General features: G+C 62.2%; 21 protein-coding genes and 4 pseudogenes. 17 read left to right on the top strand and 8 right to left on the bottom strand.

Going from position 1 to position 23,414, the window contains the following annotated elements; all coding sequences use genetic code 11:
• Positions 1 to 137: 137 nt before the first annotated feature.
• Positions 138 to 1,806, top strand: a pseudogene (locus tag CSV86_RS22600) (ShlB/FhaC/HecB family hemolysin secretion/activation protein).
• A 45-nt stretch (positions 1,807 to 1,851) separates the two neighbouring features.
• On the opposite strand, the gene CSV86_RS22605 reads toward CSV86_RS22600, so the two are convergent.
• Together CSV86_RS22605 and CSV86_RS22610 are read right to left on the bottom strand one after the other, a co-directional pair.
• A complete protein-coding gene (locus CSV86_RS22605; RefSeq protein ID WP_009398748.1) occupies positions 1,852 to 2,268 on the bottom strand; it encodes a response regulator in 417 nt (138 codons plus the stop codon).
• A gap of 74 nt (positions 2,269 to 2,342) precedes the next feature.
• Positions 2,343 to 2,525 (bottom strand): Flp family type IVb pilin, encoded by a 183-nt coding sequence (locus CSV86_RS22610; RefSeq protein WP_009398750.1) that lies wholly within the window; start codon positions 2,523 to 2,525, stop codon positions 2,343 to 2,345.
• 318 nt (positions 2,526 to 2,843) lie between these two features.
• On the opposite strand from CSV86_RS22610, the gene cpaB reads away from it, so the two are divergent.
• Both cpaB and CSV86_RS22620 read left to right on the top strand, forming a co-directional pair.
• Positions 2,844 to 3,773 carry a Flp pilus assembly protein CpaB gene (gene cpaB / locus CSV86_RS22615; RefSeq protein WP_009398752.1) on the top strand — a complete coding sequence of 310 codons (930 nt, stop codon included), beginning with the start codon at positions 2,844 to 2,846 and terminating at the stop codon, positions 3,771 to 3,773.
• A gap of 22 nt (positions 3,774 to 3,795) precedes the next feature.
• Positions 3,796 to 4,401, top strand: coding sequence for a pilus assembly protein N-terminal domain-containing protein (locus CSV86_RS22620; protein WP_170395004.1), 606 nt, complete (start codon positions 3,796 to 3,798; stop codon positions 4,399 to 4,401).
• A gap of 64 nt (positions 4,402 to 4,465) precedes the next feature.
• Here CSV86_RS22620 and cadR read toward each other — a convergent pair.
• Positions 4,466 to 4,874 (bottom strand): annotated as a pseudogene (gene cadR / locus CSV86_RS22625) (Cd(II)/Pb(II)-responsive transcriptional regulator).
• Between the two features lie 95 nt (positions 4,875 to 4,969).
• Here cadR and CSV86_RS22630 point away from each other — a divergent pair.
• From CSV86_RS22630 to CSV86_RS22640, 3 genes are read left to right on the top strand one after another with little or no spacing between them, the layout of a single operon-like run.
• Entirely contained in the window at positions 4,970 to 5,866 is an 897-nt protein-coding gene (locus tag CSV86_RS22630) for a cation efflux transmembrane domain-containing protein (RefSeq protein ID WP_004364974.1), read from the top strand.
• A gap of 3 nt (positions 5,867 to 5,869) precedes the next feature.
• Positions 5,870 to 6,382, top strand: a complete 513-nt coding sequence (gene lspA / locus CSV86_RS22635) for a signal peptidase II (RefSeq protein ID WP_003821921.1) — start codon at positions 5,870 to 5,872, stop codon at positions 6,380 to 6,382.
• Positions 6,383 to 6,403: 21 nt separating this feature from the next.
• On the top strand, positions 6,404 to 7,693 hold the full coding sequence (locus CSV86_RS22640; RefSeq protein WP_004574636.1) for an ISL3-like element ISPpu12 family transposase: 1,290 nt from the start codon (positions 6,404 to 6,406) through the stop codon (positions 7,691 to 7,693).
• 57 nt (positions 7,694 to 7,750) lie between these two features.
• Here the strand turns inward: CSV86_RS22640 and CSV86_RS31460 are convergent.
• Positions 7,751 to 7,882: pseudogene (locus CSV86_RS31460) on the bottom strand (helix-turn-helix domain-containing protein); the annotation flags it as partial.
• Between the two features lie 315 nt (positions 7,883 to 8,197).
• Between CSV86_RS31460 and CSV86_RS22645 the strand changes: the two are divergent.
• The 9 genes and pseudogenes from CSV86_RS22645 to CSV86_RS22685 all read left to right on the top strand — a co-directional run bounded on the left by CSV86_RS22645 (position 8,198) and on the right by CSV86_RS22685 (position 15,708).
• On the top strand, positions 8,198 to 8,548 hold the full coding sequence (locus CSV86_RS22645; RefSeq protein WP_009405759.1) for a DUF2958 domain-containing protein: 351 nt from the start codon (positions 8,198 to 8,200) through the stop codon (positions 8,546 to 8,548).
• Between the two features lie 344 nt (positions 8,549 to 8,892).
• Positions 8,893 to 9,662, top strand: a pseudogene (locus CSV86_RS22650) (DUF2285 domain-containing protein).
• Between the two features lie 126 nt (positions 9,663 to 9,788).
• The gene (locus tag CSV86_RS22655; RefSeq protein ID WP_432212813.1) at positions 9,789 to 10,058 is read left to right on the top strand and encodes a helix-turn-helix transcriptional regulator; all 270 of its coding nucleotides are present in this window, start codon (positions 9,789 to 9,791) and stop codon (positions 10,056 to 10,058) included.
• Between the two features lie 26 nt (positions 10,059 to 10,084).
• Positions 10,085 to 10,927 (top strand): replication initiator protein A, encoded by an 843-nt coding sequence (locus CSV86_RS22660; RefSeq protein WP_009405763.1) that lies wholly within the window; start codon positions 10,085 to 10,087, stop codon positions 10,925 to 10,927.
• Between the two features lie 265 nt (positions 10,928 to 11,192).
• A complete protein-coding gene (gene parA / locus CSV86_RS22665; RefSeq protein WP_004350845.1) occupies positions 11,193 to 11,831 on the top strand; it encodes a ParA family partition ATPase in 639 nt (212 codons plus the stop codon).
• Complete coding sequence (locus CSV86_RS22670) at positions 11,828 to 12,103, top strand: hypothetical protein (protein WP_009405765.1); 276 nt, start codon at positions 11,828 to 11,830, stop codon at positions 12,101 to 12,103. Before parA ends, CSV86_RS22670 begins: the two co-directional genes overlap by 4 nt.
• On the top strand, positions 12,100 to 12,645 hold the full coding sequence (locus tag CSV86_RS22675; protein ID WP_009405767.1) for a DUF2840 domain-containing protein: 546 nt from the start codon (positions 12,100 to 12,102) through the stop codon (positions 12,643 to 12,645). Before CSV86_RS22670 ends, CSV86_RS22675 begins: the two co-directional genes overlap by 4 nt.
• On the top strand, positions 12,642 to 13,253 hold the full coding sequence (locus tag CSV86_RS22680; RefSeq protein ID WP_009405769.1) for a S26 family signal peptidase: 612 nt from the start codon (positions 12,642 to 12,644) through the stop codon (positions 13,251 to 13,253). The genes CSV86_RS22675 and CSV86_RS22680 overlap by 4 nt, the downstream gene beginning before the upstream one ends.
• Positions 13,254 to 13,713: 460 nt before the next feature.
• Entirely contained in the window at positions 13,714 to 15,708 is a 1,995-nt protein-coding gene (locus CSV86_RS22685) for a relaxase/mobilization nuclease domain-containing protein (RefSeq protein WP_009405771.1), read from the top strand.
• 83 nt (positions 15,709 to 15,791) lie between these two features.
• On the opposite strand, the gene CSV86_RS22690 is transcribed toward CSV86_RS22685, so the two are convergent.
• From CSV86_RS22690 to CSV86_RS22705, 4 genes are all read right to left on the bottom strand, one after another.
• Positions 15,792 to 16,310: a flavin reductase family protein gene (locus CSV86_RS22690; RefSeq protein WP_079381939.1), complete on the bottom strand. Its 519-nt coding sequence runs from the start codon at positions 16,308 to 16,310 to the stop codon at positions 15,792 to 15,794.
• Between the two features lie 3 nt (positions 16,311 to 16,313).
• Complete coding sequence (locus tag CSV86_RS22695; RefSeq protein ID WP_004350834.1) at positions 16,314 to 17,201, bottom strand: sugar phosphate isomerase/epimerase family protein; 888 nt, start codon at positions 17,199 to 17,201, stop codon at positions 16,314 to 16,316.
• A complete protein-coding gene (locus tag CSV86_RS22700) occupies positions 17,185 to 18,168 on the bottom strand; it encodes an LLM class oxidoreductase (protein WP_004350831.1) in 984 nt (327 codons plus the stop codon). Before CSV86_RS22700 ends, CSV86_RS22695 begins: the two co-directional genes overlap by 17 nt.
• Positions 18,169 to 18,237: 69 nt before the next feature.
• On the bottom strand, positions 18,238 to 18,843 hold the full coding sequence (locus tag CSV86_RS22705) for a TetR/AcrR family transcriptional regulator (protein ID WP_009405777.1): 606 nt from the start codon (positions 18,841 to 18,843) through the stop codon (positions 18,238 to 18,240).
• 141 nt (positions 18,844 to 18,984) lie between these two features.
• On the opposite strand from CSV86_RS22705, the gene CSV86_RS22710 reads away from it, so the two are divergent.
• Both CSV86_RS22710 and CSV86_RS22715 read left to right on the top strand, forming a co-directional pair.
• Positions 18,985 to 20,187 (top strand): efflux RND transporter periplasmic adaptor subunit, encoded by a 1,203-nt coding sequence (locus CSV86_RS22710; RefSeq protein ID WP_037062053.1) that lies wholly within the window; start codon positions 18,985 to 18,987, stop codon positions 20,185 to 20,187.
• Between the two features lie 19 nt (positions 20,188 to 20,206).
• Positions 20,207 to 23,374, top strand: a complete 3,168-nt coding sequence (locus CSV86_RS22715; RefSeq protein WP_004350825.1) for an efflux RND transporter permease subunit — start codon at positions 20,207 to 20,209, stop codon at positions 23,372 to 23,374.
• Positions 23,375 to 23,414: the final 40 nt, after the last annotated feature.

Raw genomic sequence — 23,414 nt, forward strand, 5'->3', positions numbered from 1 at the left:
TGACAGGTGGTTTATTAGGGGGGCGAAGTAAAAAGCCATCATCCTGGTTAGACGATCTTACGGGCAACACCTACGCTTGAGTCTGACGAGGGAACCGTCTTGGTTCCCTCGTACTTTTCAGGATGATGGAGTGTCCTATGCGGTCGATGGCAATCGCGTTAGTGAGTCTTTCCTGGGTAAGTGCGCTACAGGCCGAGCCACTTCCCACTTTTCTGAACAGCAACGAAACCGAACGCAACCTGCCGGCACCCAATCTGCCGGCAGATGCGTTTCGGCCGTCCACACCGCAGCTTCAAATGCCGACCCCCGCAGCCAGTCAGCCTCAGGCGCTGATGATGAACACCCGGGTCCTGATCCGCAAAGTGCGTATCGAGGGGGGAGCGTCTACCCGCTAAGCGAACTTAGTGACAATTACAAGGATCTGTTGAACCGCGAGGTCACCGTCGCCGATCTGATCGAGGCCACCCGGCGTCTGACCCAGCGATACCAGCAGGATGGTTATCTGCTGTCCTACGCCTTTTTGCCGGTGCAGGATTTTGCCGAAGGTCGCCTGCGTGTGGTTTTGGTCGAGGGTTATATTCGCGATCACGAGATGCAGGGTGATATCGGTCGGGTCTCGGTCTACTTGGAAAAGCTCGTTGCCAAGCTCAAGGCCGAGCGCCCGCTGACCCGAAAAACCTTCGACCGCTACACCACCCTGATGAGCCGGGTGCCCGGTATCACCCTGCAGGCGCGAGTGCCCCACCTTCGACCACCGATGGGGCCAGCAAACTGTTCGTGCAGGCCGCGCGCAAGCCTTTCACGACCACTATGAGCCTCAGTGATAGCAGCCGCGACGATCTTCAGGTACTGCTGGGTGCCAGCAGCAACGCGCAAACGGCGCTCGCAGAGCAACTGAGCGTCAGTGTATTGGCGCCACCCGGACAGGACAAGGAGCACTATTTCCGTGCTGACTATTCGCAATACCTTAACAGCGAAGGCACGCAACTGGCGCTGTCGGCCTCGCGCTATCGTAGCGATCCCAGCGCGGTGATCCGCCTGGACAACGGCGTCGATCTCAAGCAGCACCGGGAAAACGACCGTTATTCGATAGGTCTCAACCACCCCCTGATCGCGTCGCCCAACGAGTGGCTAGGTGTGTCGGCGCGTTTTTACGCGGTGGACGACACCACGGATTACCGGGTGCTGCGCGGCTCGCAGAAGGTCAGTATCGAGACCGATATCCGTGCGTTGGCCTTCGAGGGGGACTGGCGCAAGGCCACGGACCGGCAACTGCGCATCCTCAGCGCCGGGGTGTACCAAGGCTTCGACCGCTTTGGTGCCAACACCGACGCCGACTATGACCTGGATTTCTTCCGCCTGCGCCTTTCCGGCGTCCAGAGCGACCGCTTCGCCGACAACTGGCAGGGGGTGGTTTCTGCGGCTTTGTACTGGACCGACGACAGTCTGCCCGACAGCGAGCGCGCGGTGTTTGGGGGGCAGAACTTCGGTCGGGGGTACCCGGTCGACCAGGCCTCCGGCGACAAGGGCTGGGGGGCGGCCTACGAACTCAACTACAGCTTTCGACGTGAAGGTGAGTGGGTAAAGTTGCTTCAGCCCTATGTAGTGCTGGACGCGGCGAAGACCTGGTTCAATGAATTGCAGGTTCAGGACTCGAAGATGTCCTCGGCAGCGCTTGGCCTGCGTTTTGGCGATGCGCGCTATTACAACATCTCGCTGGAGGTGGCCAAGCCGATGTCCGATATCGCGCTGGACAGCTTCAACCGGCGGCCGCGGTTCACCGTGAGTTTCAGTTATCAGTTGTGAGGTATCGCCACGCTCCTACGGATCCGGTCGGCGGCGGTGAGCGGGTCAGTGCACCGCCCGCTTGCCTTGGGAGACATCCAGCGGAAACAGATTGCCCAGCGTCTCCAGCAAACGGATGTGGTAGATGGGCTTGCGAAAGAGGTCCAGCACATCCAGTTTCCTTAGCTCGCCGACCACGTCGGGGTCGGCATGCCCGGTGGTGACGATCACCGGCAGGTGCTGGCGCGCGGTGTGTTCGCGCAGGCGTTTGATCAGGGAAATACCGGATTCTTCCGGCATGTTCAGGTCGGTGATGACCAGGGCGATATCCGGGTGTCGGGTCAACTGCTGGAGCGCAACCTTCACCGAGGTGGCGACATGACAACGAAAGCCTTGGTTTTCCAGTAGTTCCGCCAGTTCCAGCAACGCTTCCTCTTCATCGTCCACCAAAAGCAACTGTTCACGTGGCTGCGAAGCTGGCATGGCGCGGTCCTGTCAGGCAGTTGCAGTGAGCCGGCGGGGAACGGCGTGCTCGCCCCGCCGGACGATCATCGACATCAGCTTGGCAGGGCGCCCTGGATACTGGTGAAGATGGAGGTGACTCCCTCGGAAATGGTCGGTACGAACGCCACCAGCGCCACCGCGACCATGGCCGCGACCAATGCGTACTCGATACCCGATGCGCCGTCCGTGCGCTGGCAGAACGTCCGAATGGATTGAATGATCTTTCTTACCGACATGATGTAGCTCCTTGCGCCAGAAGGCCGTAACACGGGGGCATACATGATTCCCCTTCGCCATCAGAGCATCGTCAAGAGATAACACCTGAGCAAATGTAAGAAAGCATTAACCCGAAAGTGATAGCGCAAAGCCGACGTCAATAAGCCGTTGTTTTCAGAACGTGATGCACGTCACAAGGAAAATTTTGCCGTGCCGTAATGGCGTTTTGTCCTAGCTGGACTACCGTGAAATAGCAAAATAATTACTTCCAAAAGCGTGCGGGTGAGCCTGTTAAACAAGAAGTCACGGGCTGCGGTACAAGGCAGGGAGGGCCAGCCATGAGCAGTCGCATCACCTTGATTCTTGCCGGACTGTTTCTCTTGGGGGCGATCATTGCCGGGTACTGGGGCATGGTCCTGAGCAAACATCCGGAACCTTCCGCACCCGTCGCCCAACCGGCAGCCCAGCCGGTCACCCAGGTGGTCAACAACGCCCAGGACGAGTTGCGCAAACCCGTGGTGGTGCTGCGCCGCGACGTCGCCGCCAACCAGCCGCTGAACACCGATGACCTCGCCGTCGAGCGCCTGCTGGTGGCGCCTGCCGGTAGTTTCCAGACCCTTGAACAGGTTGCCGGGCGCAGCCCCCGGCGCGACCTGCCGGCCGGTACCTGGCTGGAGGAAAGCAGCTTCGAGGCCGGCGGCCCGCTGGCGCGGATGATCGAACCCGGCGAGCGCGCCCTGACCGTGGCAGTCGATGAGGTCAGCGGAGCCGCCGGTTATCTACGCCCCGGCGACTACGTGGATGTGCTGGTGTTCCTGCGTGAAGAAACGGACAACCCCCTGGCCAGCGCGCAGGTAGTTGTGCCGGCCTTGCGGGTCCTGAGTGTCGGCCAGCAGATCGGCGTGGCCAGGGACGGGCGTTCCGCCGAGCCGGTCGATCCCGATCCCAAGGCCCGTGAGGAAAAACGCCGGACTCCGGCGCGCACCGTGGTGCTGGCCGTGCCCGAAGTGCTCGCCAGCCGCCTGACCCTGGCCGCCCAGGGCGGCAAGCTGGGGCTGACAGTACGTAGCGCCGAAGAAAAGTCGCTCGCGGATTTCTGGGCCGATCCGAAAACCGCGGTGCGTGCCGCAGACGATGCCAATCGCCAGCTCTACCGTTTCAACCAGTTGGCAATGACCGCGCCGGCGCCCGTGCCGGTGGCCGCCTCGGCGCCCAGGCGCGGGATCGAGATCATTCGCGGCGCGCAAACGTCCGAGTCACTTCACTGAATTGAGCAAGGATGCACCCTCGATGAACCATCGTTCCTCGCCCATCCGTTCCGTAACCCTGGTCGCCGCGCTGCTGGCCTTGCTGCCGCTGTCCCAGGCGCTGGCAGCGAGCAGCGGTTGTGCGGCGCTGCCGCGGGTACCGGCGACCCTCGAGATCGACCAGGGCCTGCAGCAGGAACTACGCCTGCCGGTGGGCATCAGCCGCGCCGCGGTGGGCGATCCGAAGGTGGCCGACGTGCATGGGCTGGGCAACGATGCCGTGCTGCTCACCGCCATGGGGCCCGGGGCCACCAGCCTGAGCCTGTGGACCGCCTGTTCGAGCACGCCGCGCCAGACCATGGTTTTCGTGCGTGGGCGGGCCTCGGCGGACATGCTCGCCACTCCTGTGCCGGAACCTGACCTGCCGATGCAGATCCAGGCCGATATCCGCTTCGTCGAAGTCAGCCGCACCAAGCTCAAGGAAGCCGGGGCGCGGCTCTTCTACAAGGGCTCCAACAACTCGCTCATCGGTTCCCCGGGCAGCGTGCCGGGCACCGTGGTCTCGCCTGGCAACGTACCGGTGAATACTCCGCTGATCCCGCTTGATAACGGCGCCTTCAATATTGGGGTAAGCGGATTAAATGGTTGATCTTACCTTTGCATGAGAGTGAGACAGACCGGCATCTCATCGGATTATCTGGTTGATGCTTCACCTACTGCTGGTGCATGTTTCCTTCGCTAATTCCCAGCAAGAACCCCACACGCCTCAACTTCCCGGTCATCGTTGCAACTCGCTCTCAGTGAAACGAGTTGTTTCTCAAGCGCTTGCAGAGCGGTTATCTGCGACCGCACATGAGAGATGTGATCATCGAGCAAGGCGTTGACGGCGGTACAAGGCTGATGAGGGTCGTCCTCATAGCTCTGTAGTTCGTGAATCTCAGCCAGTGACAGGCCCAGGATTCTGCAGCGACGGATGAAGGCCAGCCCCTCACCATGCTTCTCGGTATAGACACGGTAACCGTTGTCCTGCCGATCAGGCGGCGGCAACAAGCCCTGCTGTTCATAGAAGCGGATCGTCTGTGTTTCGACCCCTACCAACTGCGCCAACTGACCAATGCGCATCAGCCTCCTCCCCAACGGATTCTTTACTCTATTGACCTTATAGTAGCTTTATAGTTTTAAATGGTACCACAACATTGTTCAAGTGGAGTCGTATCATGAGCAAATCCTGTGGTGGCGCCTGTGGCGGTGATGCAACGTCCGCAGCGGATACCGATATACAGGCCTCCTCCGAGGCGCCAGGGAGATGGGTCAGTGTTTATGCCGTGCCGAAGATGGACTGTCCATCAGAAGAACGAATGATTCGCCTAGCCCTGAACGGCTTTGAGGAGATTCGGGCGCTGTCCTTCGACTTGTCGAACCGCCGGCTGAAGGTCGTGCATGACGGCGAGGTCGAGCCCGTCACCTCGAAACTGAAGACCTTGGGGCTAGGCGCCTCGCTTCAGGAAACCGTCGCTGCAAATCCGGAGACCATCAAGGCCGCCGAGTTTTCGGCAGCTTCTGCTAAGCAAGAATCCGGGACCCTGCGCTGGTTGCTCGGCATCAATGCACTTCTGTTCGTGGTGGAAATGACTGCCGGTCTGATCGCCCGGTCCACCGGCCTGATTGGAGAATCCCTGGACAATTTTGCCGATGCGGCGGTGTACGGGCTTGCCCTTTATGCGGTTGGACATAGCGTGAAAATGCAGGTACGTGCCGCGCATCTTGCTGGTGTACTGCAACTGATCTTGGCTGTGGGCGTGCTCGTAGAGGTGGTGAGACGCTTTGTATTCGGTAGTGAGCCTGAATCGCTGGTGATGATGGCTATCGCATTCGTCGCATTGATTGCCAATACCAGTTGTCTGCTGCTCATATCCAAACATCGGGAAGGCGGGGCGCACATGAAGGCAAGCTGGATATTCTCGGCCAACGACGTGGTGATCAACCTGGGGGTCATCACCGCCGGCGCCCTGGTCGCGTGGACCGGTTCCAATTATCCGGATCTGATTATCGGCACCATCGCGGGGGGCATTGTACTTAACGGTGCCAGACGCATTTTGGCGTTGAAGGGTTAAATAATGCTCATTATTGGCAAAAAGCTCTCGCCGTATGCCCTATTGTCCATATCGGGCCTGCTGGCAGCGTCTGATCAGGCTGTAAAGTGGCTGGTGCAGCAATCAATGGCCTATGGCGAGTATGTTTCGGTGACCCCGTTCTTTAACTGGGTGCACCTATGGAACACCGGTGCCGCATTCAGTCTTTTTGCGAATGGTGGAGGCTGGCAGCGCTACTTTTTTATCGGAATCGCGGTAGTGGTCTCGATTTTTCTGATCAAGCTGATCCTTGAAAATCGTCATAAAGGAGAAGCCATCGCTTACAGTCTTATCCTCGGTGGCGCCATGGGCAACCTGATTGACCGGGTCTTTCGCGGCTATGTTGTGGATTCCTTTGATTTCTATTGGCGAGACTGGCATTGGCCGGCCTTCAACCTGGCTGATATTGCAATTGTCCTCGGTGCCTTACTTTTCGTTTCCAGCAGCTTGTTGGGTAAAAAAGCAAACACCAATGCCGAGTCGGATGGATCTGACTGACACCTACGCCTATACAACACCATGACCGAACTTCCCGACAACATCCTTCACCTGCCGCAATACCAAGTACTGGGCTGCAAATCAACCGACGACGAAATGCACTTCCAGGTGGACGTGCCCGATCCCATCGCCTGCGAGGAATGCGGCGTGCAGGGTGAGTTCGTACGGTTCGGCAAGCGTGACGTTCCCTATCGTGATCTGCCCATCCACGGCAAGCGGGTCACTCTCTGGGTGGTCCGCCGCCGATACACCTGCCGGGCCTGCAAGACAACATTCAGGCCCCAGCTACCGGAGATGGTGGACGGATTCCGTATGACACTGCGGCTGCATGAGTACGTGGAGAAGGAATCCTTCAACCACCCCTACACCTTTGTGGCGGCACAGACCGGCCTGGACGAGAAGACGGTGCGCGACATCTTCAACGCCCGCGCCGAGTTCCTGGGGCGCTGGCACCGCTTCGAGACGCCCCGCATCCTGGGCATTGACGAGCTATACCTGAACAAGCGCTACCGCTGCATTCTGACCAACATTGAGGAGCGAACCCTGCTCGACCTGCTGGCCACCCGCCGCCAGGACGTGGTGACCAACTACCTGATGAAGCTGAAAGACCGGCAGAAGGTCGAGATCGTCAGCATGGACATGTGGAACCCCTACCGGGCAGCGGTCAAGGCTGTGCTGCCCCAGGCCCGTATCGTGGTCGATAAGTTCCATGTGGTGCGCATGGCCAACGATGCCCTAGAGAGAGTGCGCAAGGGCCTCAGAAAGGAGCTGAAACCGTCCCAGAGCCGGACTCTCAAGGGAGACCGGAAAATCCTGCTGAAACGCGCTCACGAAGTCTCAGACCGGGAGCGCCTCATCATGGAGACCTGGACAGGCGCGTTCCCGCAACTGCTGGCCGCCTACGAGCACAAGGAGCGCTTCTACGGCATCTGGGACGCCACCACACGGCTCCAGGCAGAAGCCGCCCTGGACGAGTGGATAGCCACCATCCCGAAGGGCCAAAAGGAAGTCTGGAGCGATCTGGTCAGGGCAGTGGGAAACTGGCGCGAAGAGACCATGACCTACTTCGAGACGGACATGCCCGTCACCAACGCTTACACGGAGTCCATCAACCGACTGGCCAAGGACAAGAACCGTGAAGGGCGCGGTTACTCCTTCGAGGTGATGCGGGCACGAATGCTCTACACCACGAAGCACAAGAAGAAGGCACCGACTGCGAAGGTCTCTCCTTTCTACAAGAAAACCATCGGTTACGGACTGCCGGACTTCGCAGAGGAACTCAACTACGGAGTCGATCTATCAACCATCTGAGGGTGGTATCAGATTGATGGGGTGAAGGTGCCCCATCAACCATTAAATCCGTATACCCGGACTTTTCAGGTCGCGCTCCAGCGTACTCATATAGGTGCGGCTCGACACGTCGGAGAACGCTTCCTGGCTCAAGCCGCGCGCCTTCCTGACCGTCTTCAACGCCTTCGCCAATGAGTACTTTGCCGCCACCTATGGTTTCCTCTCAAAACCAAGATGACAACCCATTGAGTCCTATAGGGCTACAATCTATAGTGTTCATTCATGGCTGAGAGGCCGCTTTCGTGCTTTTACGGAAATCCGCATCTGCGGATTCCGACAGAACCGGGGAATCGCATCCGTGTCTTTCCGGCTTCCGACAATTCCGCTTCGGTGCTTCCGTTCTTCTGCGGATGCGATGGCTTGCACATCCGTGCTTCCACACGAATGCACAGATACGGTTCGACGGTTCTGTGCTTTGGCACAAGAGCGCATCCGCGCATCGTCGGTTTCGTGCGGAGGCTTCCCATGACCCTGCCGCTTGTCACCGCCGATGAACGCGCCCGACTGCTGGCCCACGGCGCGGCACTCGCCGCTGGTCAGCGGCTCGACCCGCTGCCCGTGGTGCGCCTGTTCACGCCGGACGCGCATGTAACCTGGCTGCTGGTGTCGCTCGATCCTGCGGATGGCGACACGGCCTACGGCCTGATCGACCTTGGTATCGGCCTGCCTTCGCTGGGGACGGTCAAGCTGTCCGACTTAGCCGGCATCGTCGGCCCGCGCAAGCTGCCGGTGCGACGGGATCGGTATTTCCAGGCGGCGCATCTGTTATCGGAATACGTCCGGCTGGCGCAGGAGAACGGCGCGATCACGGACTGATGAAAACCAGCGTGGCCCGGCCAGCCGGGACGCATCGTGACTATTTCAATCTTGGTCAAGACCGTGAAGGTCTGAATCCGCATGCTTGCACCGAAGTGGTGCGATCCTGTTGAAAACAGTCCTGATCTTGGGCGCGGGCTGCGGCACGGTGTTCGGTGCTGCGCGTCATTTTCCTAAAGGCGTAGCCGTCGCATTCAGACGATTTCCGCAACACGCAGGAGCCAAATGGTCTTGACACCGACAGTTACAGCCTAACCAATTTTGATGACGACCTGATGGCATTTCGATAGCTCCCGCATCGCGGAAATCGTGGCGACGCATCCCAAACAGAGGGAGGTTTCGCCATGACTGATCGCAGCGCCGAACACTGGTATCCGACAGCGGCCTATCTCTACGTTCTGCACCTTGACGGCCCTGCGCTGGCGTGGGAATACCTGCGCCGAAATCCCGACTACCGCCGCGACTGGCTGCGCCGTCGCCGCTGGCCGGACGCGGCGCAGGCGTGGGGCCTGCGCCTGCTGGAAGACCCGGCCCTGGATGCCCGTGACGCGCATCCGGCCTGGTTCCCCGATCACGATGCCGTGGTGCAGCTCTACCCCGATGCCGACCCGCCGCCCGAAGCTCATGCCTTCGAGTTCTGGCGCGTCCCTGGCCGCAGCAACTGATCCACGACGGCAAGCGCCTGGTGCTGGTGTCGCATTGGCCCGGCTGCTGCCTGCGGCTCGCGCTCGCGCCGGGCCTGGAGGACGGCATGGCCTACCTCTACGCCACCCGCGCCTGCGCCACACCGTGCGCGCGCTATCGCACGCTCGCGGCCGGGCTGGATGCCCTGGCCGTGGCCACGGTCGCCGCGCCTGCGGCGGCGGCCCGTTCCCGGCCCACGCCGGCGGCGCTGCTGGAACTGCATACGCTCCAGGCGCTCGACGCGACCCTGGCGGGCGCGTCCTTGCGCGAAATGGCCGAAGGTCTGTTCGGTGCCGATGCCGTCGCCGCCGACTGGCACACTGACAGCGCCTTGCGCGCCCGCGTGCGCAGGCTGGTGCGCCGTGGCGAGGCGCTGATGCGCGGCGGCTATCGCCGCCTGGCACAGCTTCCGCCGCTGCGGTTGCAGTAGGGGGGACGTTTCGCGTCCCCCGCAGATCGTCCCTTCGCGGGGTGCCGCGCTTTCTTGAAAGTGCCTCTATCCGGCCGCGTGGTGCGGCCGGGCTTGATGGAGGTTCATCCCATGCGACCCGCTCCCTTGCGGCCTGCCGCCGCTGCTGTCGCTGCGCCTGCGCAGCCCCAACGCTACCTGACCAACGACGAAGCCGCCGAGTACCTGCGCCTCAGTCCCCGCACGCTGGAGAAACAGCGCGTGGTCGGCGGCGGCCCGAAGTTCCGTAAGTTCGGCCGCCGCGTCATGTACGCGGTGTCCGACCTCGATGCCTGGGCCGACCAGCGCAGCTACGAGGCGACGTCCGACCCGGAATATGCCGAACGCCACGCGGGCGACTACCGTGATGGCCGCTGATCGCTGGCGCGTGGGTGGCCGTCGCCATGTCCAGCCCGCCAGGGCAAGCCTTGCAGCGCGAACAGCTCGACCTGTTCCGCGCGCTGCCGGGCGACATGGCACCACGCGACAGCCAGGACTTGATGGCCTTTCCGTTCTTCTCGCTGGCGAAGTCGCGGCGCACCGTGCCGATCGACTTCCGCGCCGGCAGCATCACCATCCGCGTGGAAGGAACGGCCGAGCATGGCATCGCAACGATATGGGATGCCGACGTGCTGATATGGGCCGCCTCGCAGATCGTGGAGGCGCGCGACGCAGGCTTGCGCCCGTCGCGCTGGATACGCGCCACACCCTACGAGATCCTGCGGTTCATCGGGCGCGGCACATCGCTCAACGACTACCTGCGGCTGAAAGCCGCGCTCGACCGGCTGCAATCGACCACGGTGGCCACGTCCATCCGCGAAACCACCGGGCGACGCCTGCACCGCTTTTCGTGGGTAAACGAATGGCGCGAGCTGGCCGACCCCAGCGGCACGCCGCTGGGCATCGAACTGATCCTGCCGGACTGGTTCTATGCGGGCGTGCTGGACGCCGCCCTGGTGCTGACCATCGACCCGGCCTATTTCCGCTTGAAGGGTGGCATCGAACGCTGGCTGTACCGCCTGGTGCGCAAGCACGGCGGGCGGCAGGAACACGGCTGGCAATTCGACTTCAAGCACCTGCACCGCAAGTCGGGCAGCGCGGCGCGCTTCTCCGACTTCGCCTACGACCTGCGCGCCCTGGTGGCGCGACAGTCGCTGCCCGGCTATGTCCTGGGCATCGAGCGAATGCCGGACGACGGACAAGAACTGCTGACCTTCCGGCCCGTGCTGCATACGGCACGGGGATAAGTGCGGGAAAAGGTGTGGACGGCCTCGTGCTATCAGGAGTACCGGGTATCGTGCTATCGGGAGTACGCCTATCGTGCTATCAGGAGTACGAAAACACCGGAAAGCCAATAACGGCGCGCGTTTGCGGCCCCTCTAACTTCCCTAACAAGAAATACATAACTTTTAGTAGAAGCGCGCCGTTTCGGTGGACAACCGAGAAACGGCACGGCGAACAGCGTTTTGCACCGCAGGCAAAGCCTGGCTTTCCAGTGTGGAGGGCCACGCCATGATCGTCGCGCTGCTCAACCAGAAAGGCGGCGTCGGCAAGACCACGCTCGCCACCCACATCGCCGGCGAACTGGCGCTGCGCGGCCAGCATGTCGTGCTGCTCGATGCCGACCCGCAAGGCTCATCGCTAGACTGGACGCAGCGCAGAAGCCAGCAAGGCTTGCCACGGCTGTTCAGCGCCGTGGGCCTTGCCCGCGAGACGCTGCATCAGGAAGCGCCAGAACTCGCCAGGCGGGCCGATCACGTCATCATCGACGGGCCACCGCGCATTGCCGCTTTGGCGCGCTCCGCGCTGCTGGCGGCCGAGCGCGTGCTGATCCCCGTGCAGCCCAGCCCCTACGACCTCTGGGCCAGCGCCGAGATGGTGGCGCTGATCCGCGAGGCGCAGGTGTTCCGGCCTGCTCTGCGCGCGGCCTTCGTCATCAACCGGCGCGTCAGCACCACCATCATCGGGCGCGAGGCACGGCAATCGCTGGCAGAACAGCCGCTGCCCGCGCTGCGCTCGGAAGTGCGTCAGCGCATCGTGTTCGCTGACAGCGTTGCCGCTGGCCGGCTCGCACGCGAGACAGCGACCGACAGCGCCGCCGCCCGCGAAATCACCGCCCTGGTGGACGAACTGCTGCGGTGGCCGACATGACAGCGCAGCAACCACCCCACAGCAAAGGCACGGGCAAGCGCGTCGGCATCGGCGCACGTCCGCCCGCGAATCCGCACGCCGAGGCGTGGATTCGTCAGGGCGATGCCGACGCGCTGGGCAAAGGCGACCTCTACACGGCCCGCCTCACGCTCGACATCACGCCCGCCATGCGGGCGCGCATCAAGGTGTCGGCCTTCACGCAAGGCGTGACCGTGGCCGACCTCCTGCGCGGCCTGCTGGAGCGGGAGTTTCCGTCGGAGAACACACCATGACCGCATCCGCTTTGCCTGCCGCGAACGCGGCACCGGTTACGCCGTTGCCTGCGCTTTCGACACTCGCCGGACAGGCCGGCAACGTGCCGCTGACGCGCGTTTCGCTGGCCTACATCGAGGCCCGTTTTAAGCTCTACCTGCGCTTCGGAGAACCGGCGCGCACACTCCAGCTCGACCGTTGGCGGCGCTGCGCAGTGTTCCTGCCGGGCACGATGCTATGCCGCATCCGCTGGGAGGCAAACGACTACGGCACGATCCGCTGGCAGCTCATGATGATGCAAGCCGCCACGCCGCTCGATGCCGTACAGCGCATCCCAGGTGTGCAGCCAGGCGCGCGCCTGCTGCTGCACGCAGAAGGCGATGCCAACGTGCGCGCCGTGCTGGAACGCATCGACGCTATCGAAGCGCTGGGCATCGCCGCCATCGACGTGTCGCCCGCGTACTGGCGTACGCTGGGCAACCGTCTGGCGGCTCGCCTTGCGCTGCCCGAATACACTGCCGAGCGGCACGCCGCTTGGTTGGCCGGGAAGGTGCTGCCATGACGGCCCCGACCAACACGGGCAGCACGTCGGCCGTTGCGCCGCGTCCCCGCTTGCACCCACGTTCACGTATGCGCGCTCGCGTCGTCGTGGCGACACTGGCCGCCATCGGCCTCGCGGCGCTGGCCTGGGCGGCTTTCGTATCGCCGCTGCCGCGCCTGGCCTACAACCCGTCCGACAGTGTGGCGGTTGGCTGGTATCGCATCGAACCGTTCGACCCGCGCACCGCCTCGCTGCCACGTCCGCTGTCAGTGGACAGCATCGTGCTGGTGCCGCTGCCCAACAGGGCCGCCATGCTGGCCGCGCAGCGCGGCTATCTGCCAACGCGCGTGCCGCTGCTCAAACGTGTGGGCGCGGTCGCGCCACAACACGTTTGCATCGTCGCCGGCCAGGTTCGCATCGACGGCGTGCCTGCGGCCGCCGCGCTGCCTGCCGACCGGCTGGGCCGACCGCTGCCATCCTTGCAGCTTTGCCGCCGTCTCGAACCGGGCGAACTGTTCCTGTTGAGCGTGACCAATCCGGCATCGTTCGACAGCCGGTATTTCGGCCCGGTCAGCGCATCCACCGTGATCGGCGTTGCGCATCCGGTGTGGCTGGAGTCCCGCCCATGATGGCCGCCGACTCGCTGCACGTTGCCGTGCATCTTGTCGTGCCATCGGGCATGTCGTTCTCGCTGCTGTTGCCGTGTCGTCGCGCCTGCCGTACCGGTGCATCCGCACCGCACGTCGCGCTGCCTTCGACGCAGCCTTCCAACGTGCAGGCGTCTTGCTTCGAACGCGCCCGGCCTGCTGTCTTCATGGCGTCAGTCCGCGCGTTCGCCGGCGCGCTGGCTGCTCCCGCAGCAGCGCCGCCGGGCCGACGATGCCCGGAGCGACAGCGAAGGGCAAAGGCGGAAGGCAAGACAAAAGGACGCGGCACCAGGCCGCGTAGAAAGCCTGTCTGCACATGGGGGTGGCGCGGCACGGAGCGGCTTCGCCACCGTGCCGCTTGGGGCGCGAGGCCCGCGCCAATGCAGGCATGTCCCCGTGCTTCGCACGACAGGACACGCCAGAGCTTGCAGGGAGCGCAGCCATGACCGCCCGCCGCGACGACGATTTCCGGGTGCGTCCGAGCGCCCCGAAGAACCGGGGCAAAGGCCAGGGCCAGAGCTTCGTTTCCAAGGTACTCAAGCAGGCGGGCAAGGCCAGCGGCGGCAAGTCCTCGATGCGCCATTCCGCAGCCGGCGGCAGCGGCGCACGCGCCGGCCAGCGGCCCGGCTCGCGCCTGGGGCGCGGCCATACGGCGGCGCGCTTCGCCGGGGCGAAGCTGACGTCCATGTCGCGGCGCGTGACCATCAAGACCCTACTGGTCAATCAACGCAACGCCAGCCCGCAGTCGCTCGCCAAGCACCTGCGCTACATCGAGCGCGACGGCGCCGGCCGCGATGGCGAACCGGGCCGGGCCTACGGGCCGCAGATTGACGATGCCGACCTCGATGCCTTCAAGGAGCGGGCCAACGACGACCGGCACCATTTCCGCTTCATCGTCTCGCCCGAGGACGGGGCCGAGCTGGACGACCTGCGCACCTACACCCGGCATCTTGTGAACCGCATGGAAGCCGATCTGGGGACGCGGCTGGATTGGGTGGCAGTCGATCACTGGAACACCGACAACCCGCACACCCACCTGATCGTGCGCGGGCGCGACGACACCGGCAAAGACCTCATCATCGCGGGCGACTACATCGCCCACGGCTTCCGCCATCGCGCCGCCGAACTGGCGACGGAATGGCTGGGGCCGCGCACCGAACTGGAGATCCAGCAGACCTTGCAGCGCGAGGTGGAACAGGAGCGGTGGACGAGCCTCGACCGCACATTGCAGCGTGAGGCCGGCGAGGATGGCCGGGTGCAGATCGAGCGCTTCAATGAGCCCCGCCTGCAACGCCAGCGGCTGCTGCTGATCGGCCGACTCCAACGCTTGCAGCGCCTGGGCCTGGCTGACGAGACGCAGCCCGGCACCTGGGCCGTGCATGCCGACGCGGAGAAGACCTTGCGCGCCTTGGGCGAGCGTGGTGACATCATCCGCACCATGCAGCGCGCCATGAGCGGCCAGCCGCGCGAGCAGGCGGTGTTTGAGCCCGGCGACGACGGCCGCACCATCGTCGGCCGCGTGGCCGGCAAGGGGCTGGCCGACGAGCTGCACGACCGCGGCTATCTGGTCATCGACGGCGTGGACGGCAAGGCCCACTACGTCGCTTTGAACGCCCGCGACGAGCTGGCGAACTATCCCACCGGAGCCGTGGTGGAGGTACGCGGTTCCAACGAGGTGCGGGCGGCCGACAAGAACATCGCCGCGCTGGCGAGCGATGGCCTGTACCGCGCCGATCATCACCTGGCGATCGAGCAAGGCCGAGCCAAGCCCGGCCGCGACCCGCAGGAGGTCGTCGCGGCCCATGTCCGCCGACTGGAAGCCCTGCGCCGGGCCGGCATCGTGGAACGTGTGGCTGATGGACTATGGAAGGTGCCGGACGACCTGGCCGAACGTGGCCGCCAGAACGACGCACAGCGCCTGGGCGGCGTGGCGGTGGAGCTGAAATCGCACTTGCCCATCGAGCGGCAGGCCCGCGTGATCGGCGCGACCTGGCTGGACCAGCAGTTGATCGGTGGCGGCAAGGGGCTGGGCGATCTGGGCTTTGGCGGCGAGACGAAGGAAGCCTTGCAGCAGCGCGCCGACTTCCTTGAAGAACAGGGGCTGGCCCAGCGGCGTGGGCAGCGGGTGATCCTCGCCCGGAACCTGCTGGGGACGCTGCGGAATCGGGAACTGGCAAAGGCCGCCAAGGATATTGCCGCCGAAATCGGCCTAGCGCATCGGCCCGTCACCGACGGGCAGCGAGTGGCTGGCATCTACCGGCGCAGCCTCATGCTCGCCAGCGGGCACTACGCGATGCTAGACGACGGCATGGGGTTCAGTCTGGTGCCGTGGAAGCCGGTGATTGAACAGCGACTGGGGCAGCGACTTGCCGCGACGGTGCGCGGTGGCGGCGTGGCGTGGGAAATCGGACGGCAGCGGGGAATGGGCATTGGCTAATGCTCGAAGAGTCTCAGCCACATAACCCGGCAGGCTGTCTAGAGATATGCCGAGGCAGTTGTGAAATTCTTCGCTGCATATCTTCAACGGGTTGGATCTATGGCCCGGAAGCGGCCATCCAGATAGACGAGTGGATCGGCATAGGCAGATGTGAGCACACGCTCGACACTGGCCAGCATTACCGAGTGGGTGCCGACTGCATGGTGTTCAATCAGCTCACAGAACAGCGAAGCCTGCGCCCCTTGCAGATAGGGCAACCCATTGACTTCATCAAATCGCCAGGCTTCATGATCGAAACGGTCGGTCCCCGTGGCGCTACGGCAGTGCACCGCAAGTACCTCCTGTTCTGCGCGGAGTACATTGATGCAGAATCGTCGAGAAGCCAGCAGCGGCCCATGGATACGGGTTTGCTGACCAATGCACACTAGAACCGTGGGCGGCTCCAGTGAGACTGATGTGAATGAACTGGCGATCATTACGTGTCCGTGGCCATCGGGAGCGATCGACGTGATTAGCGTCACCGTGGAGGCCACGCCGCGCATCGCCTGCCTCAATTGGGCAGCAATCAAAGGGTGTTGGGACATGTAGATGTGCTCAATCATAGGTTACGGGTGTGTTTCACGCTTGGCCCAACCAGGGTGCTTTGTCAGCAAACCCAACATCTCGTCCATCGCGTCATAGGAGCGTTTGAGCGTGCTGTATGGATTCCCCCCGACCAATGTGCCGTCATAGCCGACGGGGCCGGTATAACCGAACGACTTGGCAAGTCCAAGAAGTGCGAAGTTGTCGAGTTCTCCTGCATCGAGCGCCTCGAAAGTGGCAATACGACTCCAGCCAAGTGGGCTGCGGGTTGCGCCGCTGAGAGTCAATTCCCGCATGAAGGGTGTTGACGCCATTAACGCTGGCGTCGGGTCTACTGCCTGATAGCCCTCCGTCGGGCTGCCTGCATTGGTTTCGTAGCCATACCAGTGATAGCTTGGAAACACGATGCCGAGATTCGGATGGTTCACGACCGAGCAGATCTGTGCCGCAATGGAGTAATGATCCATCCAGAAGCCCAGATGAAAATACAGCAGGATGTCAATTCCGCGCCGTGCGCAAATCTCAAGTGCCCGACCAAGGAAGTCCTGCAATACCTTGTCGTCCGGTGCCTTTCGATGATTTGAACCGTGGCCTGCCGTCCTGATTCCAAGATTGACAGCCTTCACGCCTTCCATCTCCTCAAGCATCCGCAAGAGTCCTGCGTTGATGGGATGCTGTGGGCCCTGATCCAGGTCGATCACCACATACACGCTAAAGACCTCCAAACCGAAACGATCTTTCACGGTGGATAGACGCTTTGCGGTTTCCCATCGGCTCCCTGACCAGACGGCATAGGTCAGGCCGTCATAACCGATGTCAGCCAGCATTTCGCATTGGACATCGAAGGCATAGGTACCAGCCGAAGAAGTAAAAGCGAGATCCCAGGCAAAAATTTTATGACCGTGCAGCATCCTGCGCCTCCTCCAAATGGGCAGTAGCGTGCGCCGGAAAGTGCGGTACGACATGCTCGCCAAGTTCCTGAACAATCTCATGCGCCGGACGTGTCGCGTATTTCAGGTTGAGGCCAATATGATTAACCCCAATATCGCGCAAGCGGCTGAAGTAGTCAGTAAAGAATCGGTGACCAGCCCGAAACCCGAGGAAGATGGGCGATGGGGGTTCATCGGGATTCTCCGACAGGTCAATATAGAAGGATTGCGTGAAGGGTTTGAATCTTGGTGTCAGCGACCGCCAATTCTTGATTGTCATGGCTTGCTGCGCGATATTTTGGGGATAGTAAAGCCAGCCATCCCCATGCTCGGCAATCCATTCGACCGACTGGCGTGAATGACCAGTCACCATCACGGGAATGTCTCTCAACGCCGGTTTCGGCAGCGTATCTGCACCCGACAAGTTCACTCGGGGCGTGGAGATTTCCGGGAAGTCCTCACGCCAGGCTTGACGCAACACAGTCAATGCTTCTTGGAACAACGTGGCTCGCGCATCCATTGTCTGACCGAAGGCCGGGAACTCTGTTGGCCGATCACCCGTGGCGATACCTAGCACCAGGCGCTGATTTGACAAGCGGTCGATCGAGGCTGCTGCTTTGGCCACAAGCAAGGGATGACGCAGAGTGGTGATGACGCTGCCAGTTGCGAGCGCGATGCGCGACGTCTGTGCCGTGACGTAGCCCATGAATGACCACAGGTCATGGATGTGACCCACGTCGCCAAAAGACGGGACATTGAGAAATACATCCCTGAAGTAAAGGGCTGCAAAGTTATGAGCTTCAGCCAATTGTGCCGTGCGAATCTGCTGTGCCACGTCCATCTCAGGAATGGCGCCAGGGTAGGACTCGATGGCGAAGAAAAGACCCAGCGTCAGGCTTCCTTCCTGATACATGGTCGAGTATCCACGATGATTTTTGAAAGGGTTCATGGTCAAAATCCAAATAGGTGAATGGTCAGGGTCAAAGAGTCCGGCCTGCCGGTCGGCACCTTTGGGTTGTTACGGCTGCGCGGGAGAGGTGTCCCGCCGCAAGCCCGCCACCAGTACAAGAAATCCCTGCACGGCTTTTTCGGAAGCGGCGCGTGGGTCGTCTGCGCTGGCGATCCACAGCGATGCGCCCAGCAGCGCCCCGCTTATCAGGCGGGCCGTCGCCAGGGGATCGACGGGGCGTATGACTGCCTCCTCGATCAACTTCTGGAGGCTGCGGCGCATGTTCACGATGCACAGGTTCTGGCTGGGCCACTGGGAGGGATCGCCCAGAACCGCTGGCCCGTCCAGCAGGACGATCCGCTGGACTTCGGGCTCGACGGCCATCTTGATGTAGCCAATGCACCCCTGAACGAAGCCGTCCCAGGTGGACTCCGCCTCCTCGACGATGACGGCCAGTCGGCCCGATATCTCTGCATCAATCTGGGCGATGACCGCCTCCAGCAGCCCTTTCTTTCCACCGAAGTGGTGATAGAGCGCTCCGCGCGTCAGTCCGGCTTGGGCCGTCAGCTCATCCATTGAACTGTCCGCATACCCCACGGTTGCGAACGCAGCGCGGGCGGCACTGATGAGCTTGGCCCGCGTTTCCTCAATCATCTCTGCACGCTTTTGTGCCATTAGGTCGTCCTCCGATTTTTCACATACGAAGTGTATGTAAATGATTGACATACGTTGCGTATGAGTGGATGATAAATGGCATACGTTACGTATGTAAAATTTTATCAACCGGGTTTCGCCATCCCTTCGAGACTGAAAACAATGAGCACATTGCCTTACCTTGCGGTCCTGCCTTCCTGGCGCCGCGCCTTGCCGTTAGCTGCGGCGAGCTTGCTGGCGCTGTCCCTGGCTGGCTGCAATAGCGACGCCGCCGACGCGGTCGCCGCCCCTCCACCCACGGTCAGCGTGGCACCTGTGTCGGTGCGCAAGATCGTCCTATGGGATGAGTTCAATGGCCGCGTCGAGGCGGTGGAAAGCGTTGCGCTGCGGCCACGTGTGAGTGGCTACATCGACAGGGTCAATTACGAAGAGGGCCAGATCGTCAAACGTGGCGACGTGCTGTTCGAGATTGACGCTCGCAGTTACCGTGCTGCTCTGGCTCGCGCGGAAGCAGACTTGGCCCGCGCCCGCACGCAGGCCGCACTGGCACGTAGCGAAGCGGCCCGTGCTCAAAAGCTGGCTTCGTTGCAAGCAGCCTCCACCGAGGAGTTGGAGCAGCGCCACGCCGCCGCCGATCAGGCCCAAGCCAACGTGCAGTTCGCCCAAGCCGCAGTCGAGACCGCCAAGTTGGATCTGTCGTTCACCCAGGTACGTTCGCCCATCACAGGCCGCGCCGGACGTGCACTGGTCACGGCAGGCAACTTGGTGAGTGCTGACGGCCAGGCCAGCATCCTGACCACCGTAGTCTCGCTGAACCCGGTGCACGTGCATTTTGATGGCGACGAGCGTACCTATCTGCGCTACGCCCACATGGCTCGCAACGGAGAGCGCCCCGACCAGCGCAGCGAAAGTATCCCGGTGCAGGTGGGCCTGGTCGGCGAGAACGGCTATCCACACGCCGGAAACGTGGACTTCGTGGACAACCGTGTCGATGCGGCCACCGGCACCATCCGCGCACGCGCCACCCTGGTCAATCCCGACGGCCTGCTTACGCCGGGCCTCTATGCCCGAGTGCGCCTGCCGGGTAGCGGCAGTTTCGAGGCCATGCTGATCGACGACAAGGCCATCCTGACCGACCAGAGCCGCAAGTACGTGTATGTGATCGATGAGAACAACACCGCCCAGCGCCGCGACATCACGCTGGGACGCAAGGCCGAAGGCCTGCGCATCGTCGAGGAAGGTCTAAATCCCGGCGACCGCGTGATCGTCAACGGCATCCAGAAGGTTTCTGTCGGCATGCCAGTGACGGCCCAGGACATTGAAATGGCGCCTGCAGGCCGACAAAACGCCCAGGCGAGCGAATGAGCGCGGAGAGCCAGCCATCATGAACTTTGCCCGCTTTTTCGTGGACAGGCCGATTTTTGCGGCCGTGCTGTCCATCATCATTTTCGTGGTTGGGTTGATCGCGATCCCGCTCTTGCCCGTCAGCGAGTACCCGGAAGTCGTGCCACCCACCGTACAGGTTCGCGCCACGTATCCTGGCGCAAATCCGCGCGAAATCGCCGACACGGTAGCCGCACCACTGGAGGCATCCATCACCGGCGTGGAAAACATGCTCTACATGAAGTCCGTGGCCGGTAGTGATGGCGTGTTGGTGCTGACCGTCACCTTCCGTCCTGGCACCGATCCCGACGACGCCCAGGTCAAGGTACAGAACCGTGTCGCCCAGGCAGAGCCGCGTCTTCCCGAAGCGGTGCGCCAGCAAGGTGTGGTGACCGTCAAACAGTTCCCCAACGAAACGCTGGTCGTGCAGTTGCGCTCGCCGGGCGATCGCTATGACGCGCTGTACCTGCGCAACTATGCCGTGCTCCATGTACGCGACGAGTTGGCACGCATCCAGGGGGTGGGCGATGCCACGATCAACGGCTCTGGCGACTACGCCATGCGCTTATGGCTGGACCCCGACAAAATTGCGGCGCTGGGTATGACCGCCGGCGATGTGGTCGAAGCCGTGCGCGAACAGAACGTCCAGGTCTCGGCCGGTCAACTAGGTGCGCCGCCCAACCCCTCGGGAAGCGACTTCCTCCTGTCCATCAATGCGCAGGGCCGGCTGGTGACGGAAGAAGAGTTCGGCGACGTCATCGTCAAGACCGGATCGCAGGGTCAGGTCACCCGGCTGCGAGATGTGGCGCGCGTGGAAATGGACGCATCCAGCTACTCGCTGATGTCGTTGCTCAACAACAAGCCTGCTGTCGCGATCTCTGTCTTTGAAGCCCCGGGCGCCAATGCCATCGAAATCTCGGATCAAGTCCGCGCGAAGATGGACGAGTTGGCCAAGCGCTTTCCCGAGGGAGTGGAATGGTCGGTGGAGTATGACTCAACTGTCTTCGTGCGTCAGTCGATCAAGGCGGTCGTCAACACTCTGCTGGAAGCCATCGGACTGGTGGTGCTGGTGGTGATCTTGTTCCTTCAGACTTGGCGTGCCTCCATCATCCCACTGCTAGCCGTGCCGGTGTCGGTGGTAGGCACCTTCGCCGTGCTGCTGATGCTGGGCTTTTCCATCAATACGCTCACGCTTTTTGGACTCGTGCTTGCCATCGGGATCGTGGTGGACGACGCGATCGTGGTGGTGGAAAACGTCGAGCGCAACATCGCCGAAGGGCTGGCGCCGCTGGCTGCGGCCCATCAGGCCATGCGCGAAGTCAGTGGCCCCATCGTCGCCATCTCGCTGGTGCTGTGCTCGGTATTCGTGCCTATGGCATTCCTGTCCGGCGTGACAGGGCAGTTCTACAAACAGTTCGCCGTCACCATTGCGATCTCCACGGTAATTTCGGCCATCAACTCGCTGACGCTGTCGCCTGCGCTGGCCGCGCGCCTGCTTCGCCCGCATGGTGCCGCGCCAGACCTGCCCACGCGGGTGCTGGATCGCAGTCTGGGCTGGATATTCCGGCCGTTCAACCGTTTCTTCCTGCGCAGCGCGGATGGCTATGGAAACAGCGTGTCGCGCATCCTCGGGCGGCGTGGTGCGGTGTTTCTCGTCTACATCGCGCTACTGGTGGCGACGGGAGCTGTGTTCAAGGCCGTCCCTGGCGGATTCATCCCCATGCAGGACAAGCTGTATCTCCTCGGTGTCATCCAGCTACCCGAGGGTGCATCCCTGGAGCGCACGGAAGCGCTGGTCCGCCGTGTGAGCGACATCGCGCTCAAGACCGATGGCGTCTACAACGCCGTGCAGTTCCCGGGCATGAACGGCTTGCAGTTGACCAACACGTCCAATAGCGGCCTAGTGTATTTCATACTCAAGCCCATCAATGAGCGCAAGCACACTGCAACCGAGATTGCGGAACAGTTGAACGAGCGCTTCGCTCAGGAGCAGGACGGTCTGGCCTTTGCCATCATGCCGCCCCCTGTCATGGGGCTGGGCGCGGGTTCCGGGTTCTCTCTTTACGTGCAGGATCGCAACCGTGAGGGCTATGCCGCATTGCAGACGGCGACCACCGAGCTGGCGACGGCCATCTCGCAAGAACCGGGATTCCAATATCCGATCAGTTCCTATCAGGCCAATGTGCCGCAGCTTGACGCCGTAGTGGACCGCACCAAGGCGAAGGCACAGGGCGTGGCCGTGACCGATCTTTTCGATACGCTGCAAGTGTACCTGGGTTCGGCGTATGTCAACGACTTCACGCGCTTTGGCCGCACCTTCCGGGTGATGGCTCAGGCGGACGCACCGTTCCGCAGTTCTGTCGAGGACGTGGTCAAACTGCGCACCCGCAACGCCAATGGCGACATGGTGCCCATCGGCAGCATGGTGGACGTGCGCAAGACATTCGGCCCCGATCCCGTCATCCGCTTCAACGGCTATCCATCTGCCGACCTGATTGGTGAGTCAGATCCGCGTCTGGTGTCGTCATCGCAGGCATTGCAGCAAGTGCAATCCATTGCAGACAAGGTGCTGCCGCCAGGCATGCAACTGGAGTGGACCGACCTCAGCTACCAGCAGGTCACGCAAAGCAATACCGCGCTGGTGGTGTTCCCGCTGGCGGTACTGTTGGTCTTCCTGGTGCTGGCGGCACTGTACGAAAGCTGGACGTTGCCGCTGGCCGTCATCCTGATCGTGCCCATGAGCCTGTTGTCGGCCATGACGGGCGTGTGGCTCGCGGGTGGTGACAGCAACATTTTCGTGCAGATTGGCTTGATAGTGCTGATTGGTCTGGCCTCCAAGAATGCCATTCTGATCGTGGAGTTCGCCCGTGAACTTGAGCGCAAGGGGCACAGCATCCTCGATGCCGCGCTGGAGGCATCACGCCTTCGTCTGCGCCCGATCATCATGACTTCCATCGCCTTCATCGCTGGCGTGGTGCCGCTGATGGTCGGTTCCGGCGCAGGCGCGGAGATTCGCCAGGTTATGGGAGTGACTGTGTTCGCCGGCATGCTCGGCGTGACCTTGTTCGGTTTATTCCTGACTCCTGTTTTCTACGTCGCGTTACGCAGGCTCGCGACGCGCAAGCCACGTCGCCAGGCAAATGTCGCCATGGAGGCCACCCATGACTGACTCCACAAGGACTGATTCCGTCATGCTTCAAACGCCATCC

Source organism: Pseudomonas bharatica CSV86, assembly GCF_000319305.2.
GTDB classification, from domain to species: domain Bacteria; phylum Pseudomonadota; class Gammaproteobacteria; order Pseudomonadales; family Pseudomonadaceae; genus Aquipseudomonas; species Aquipseudomonas bharatica.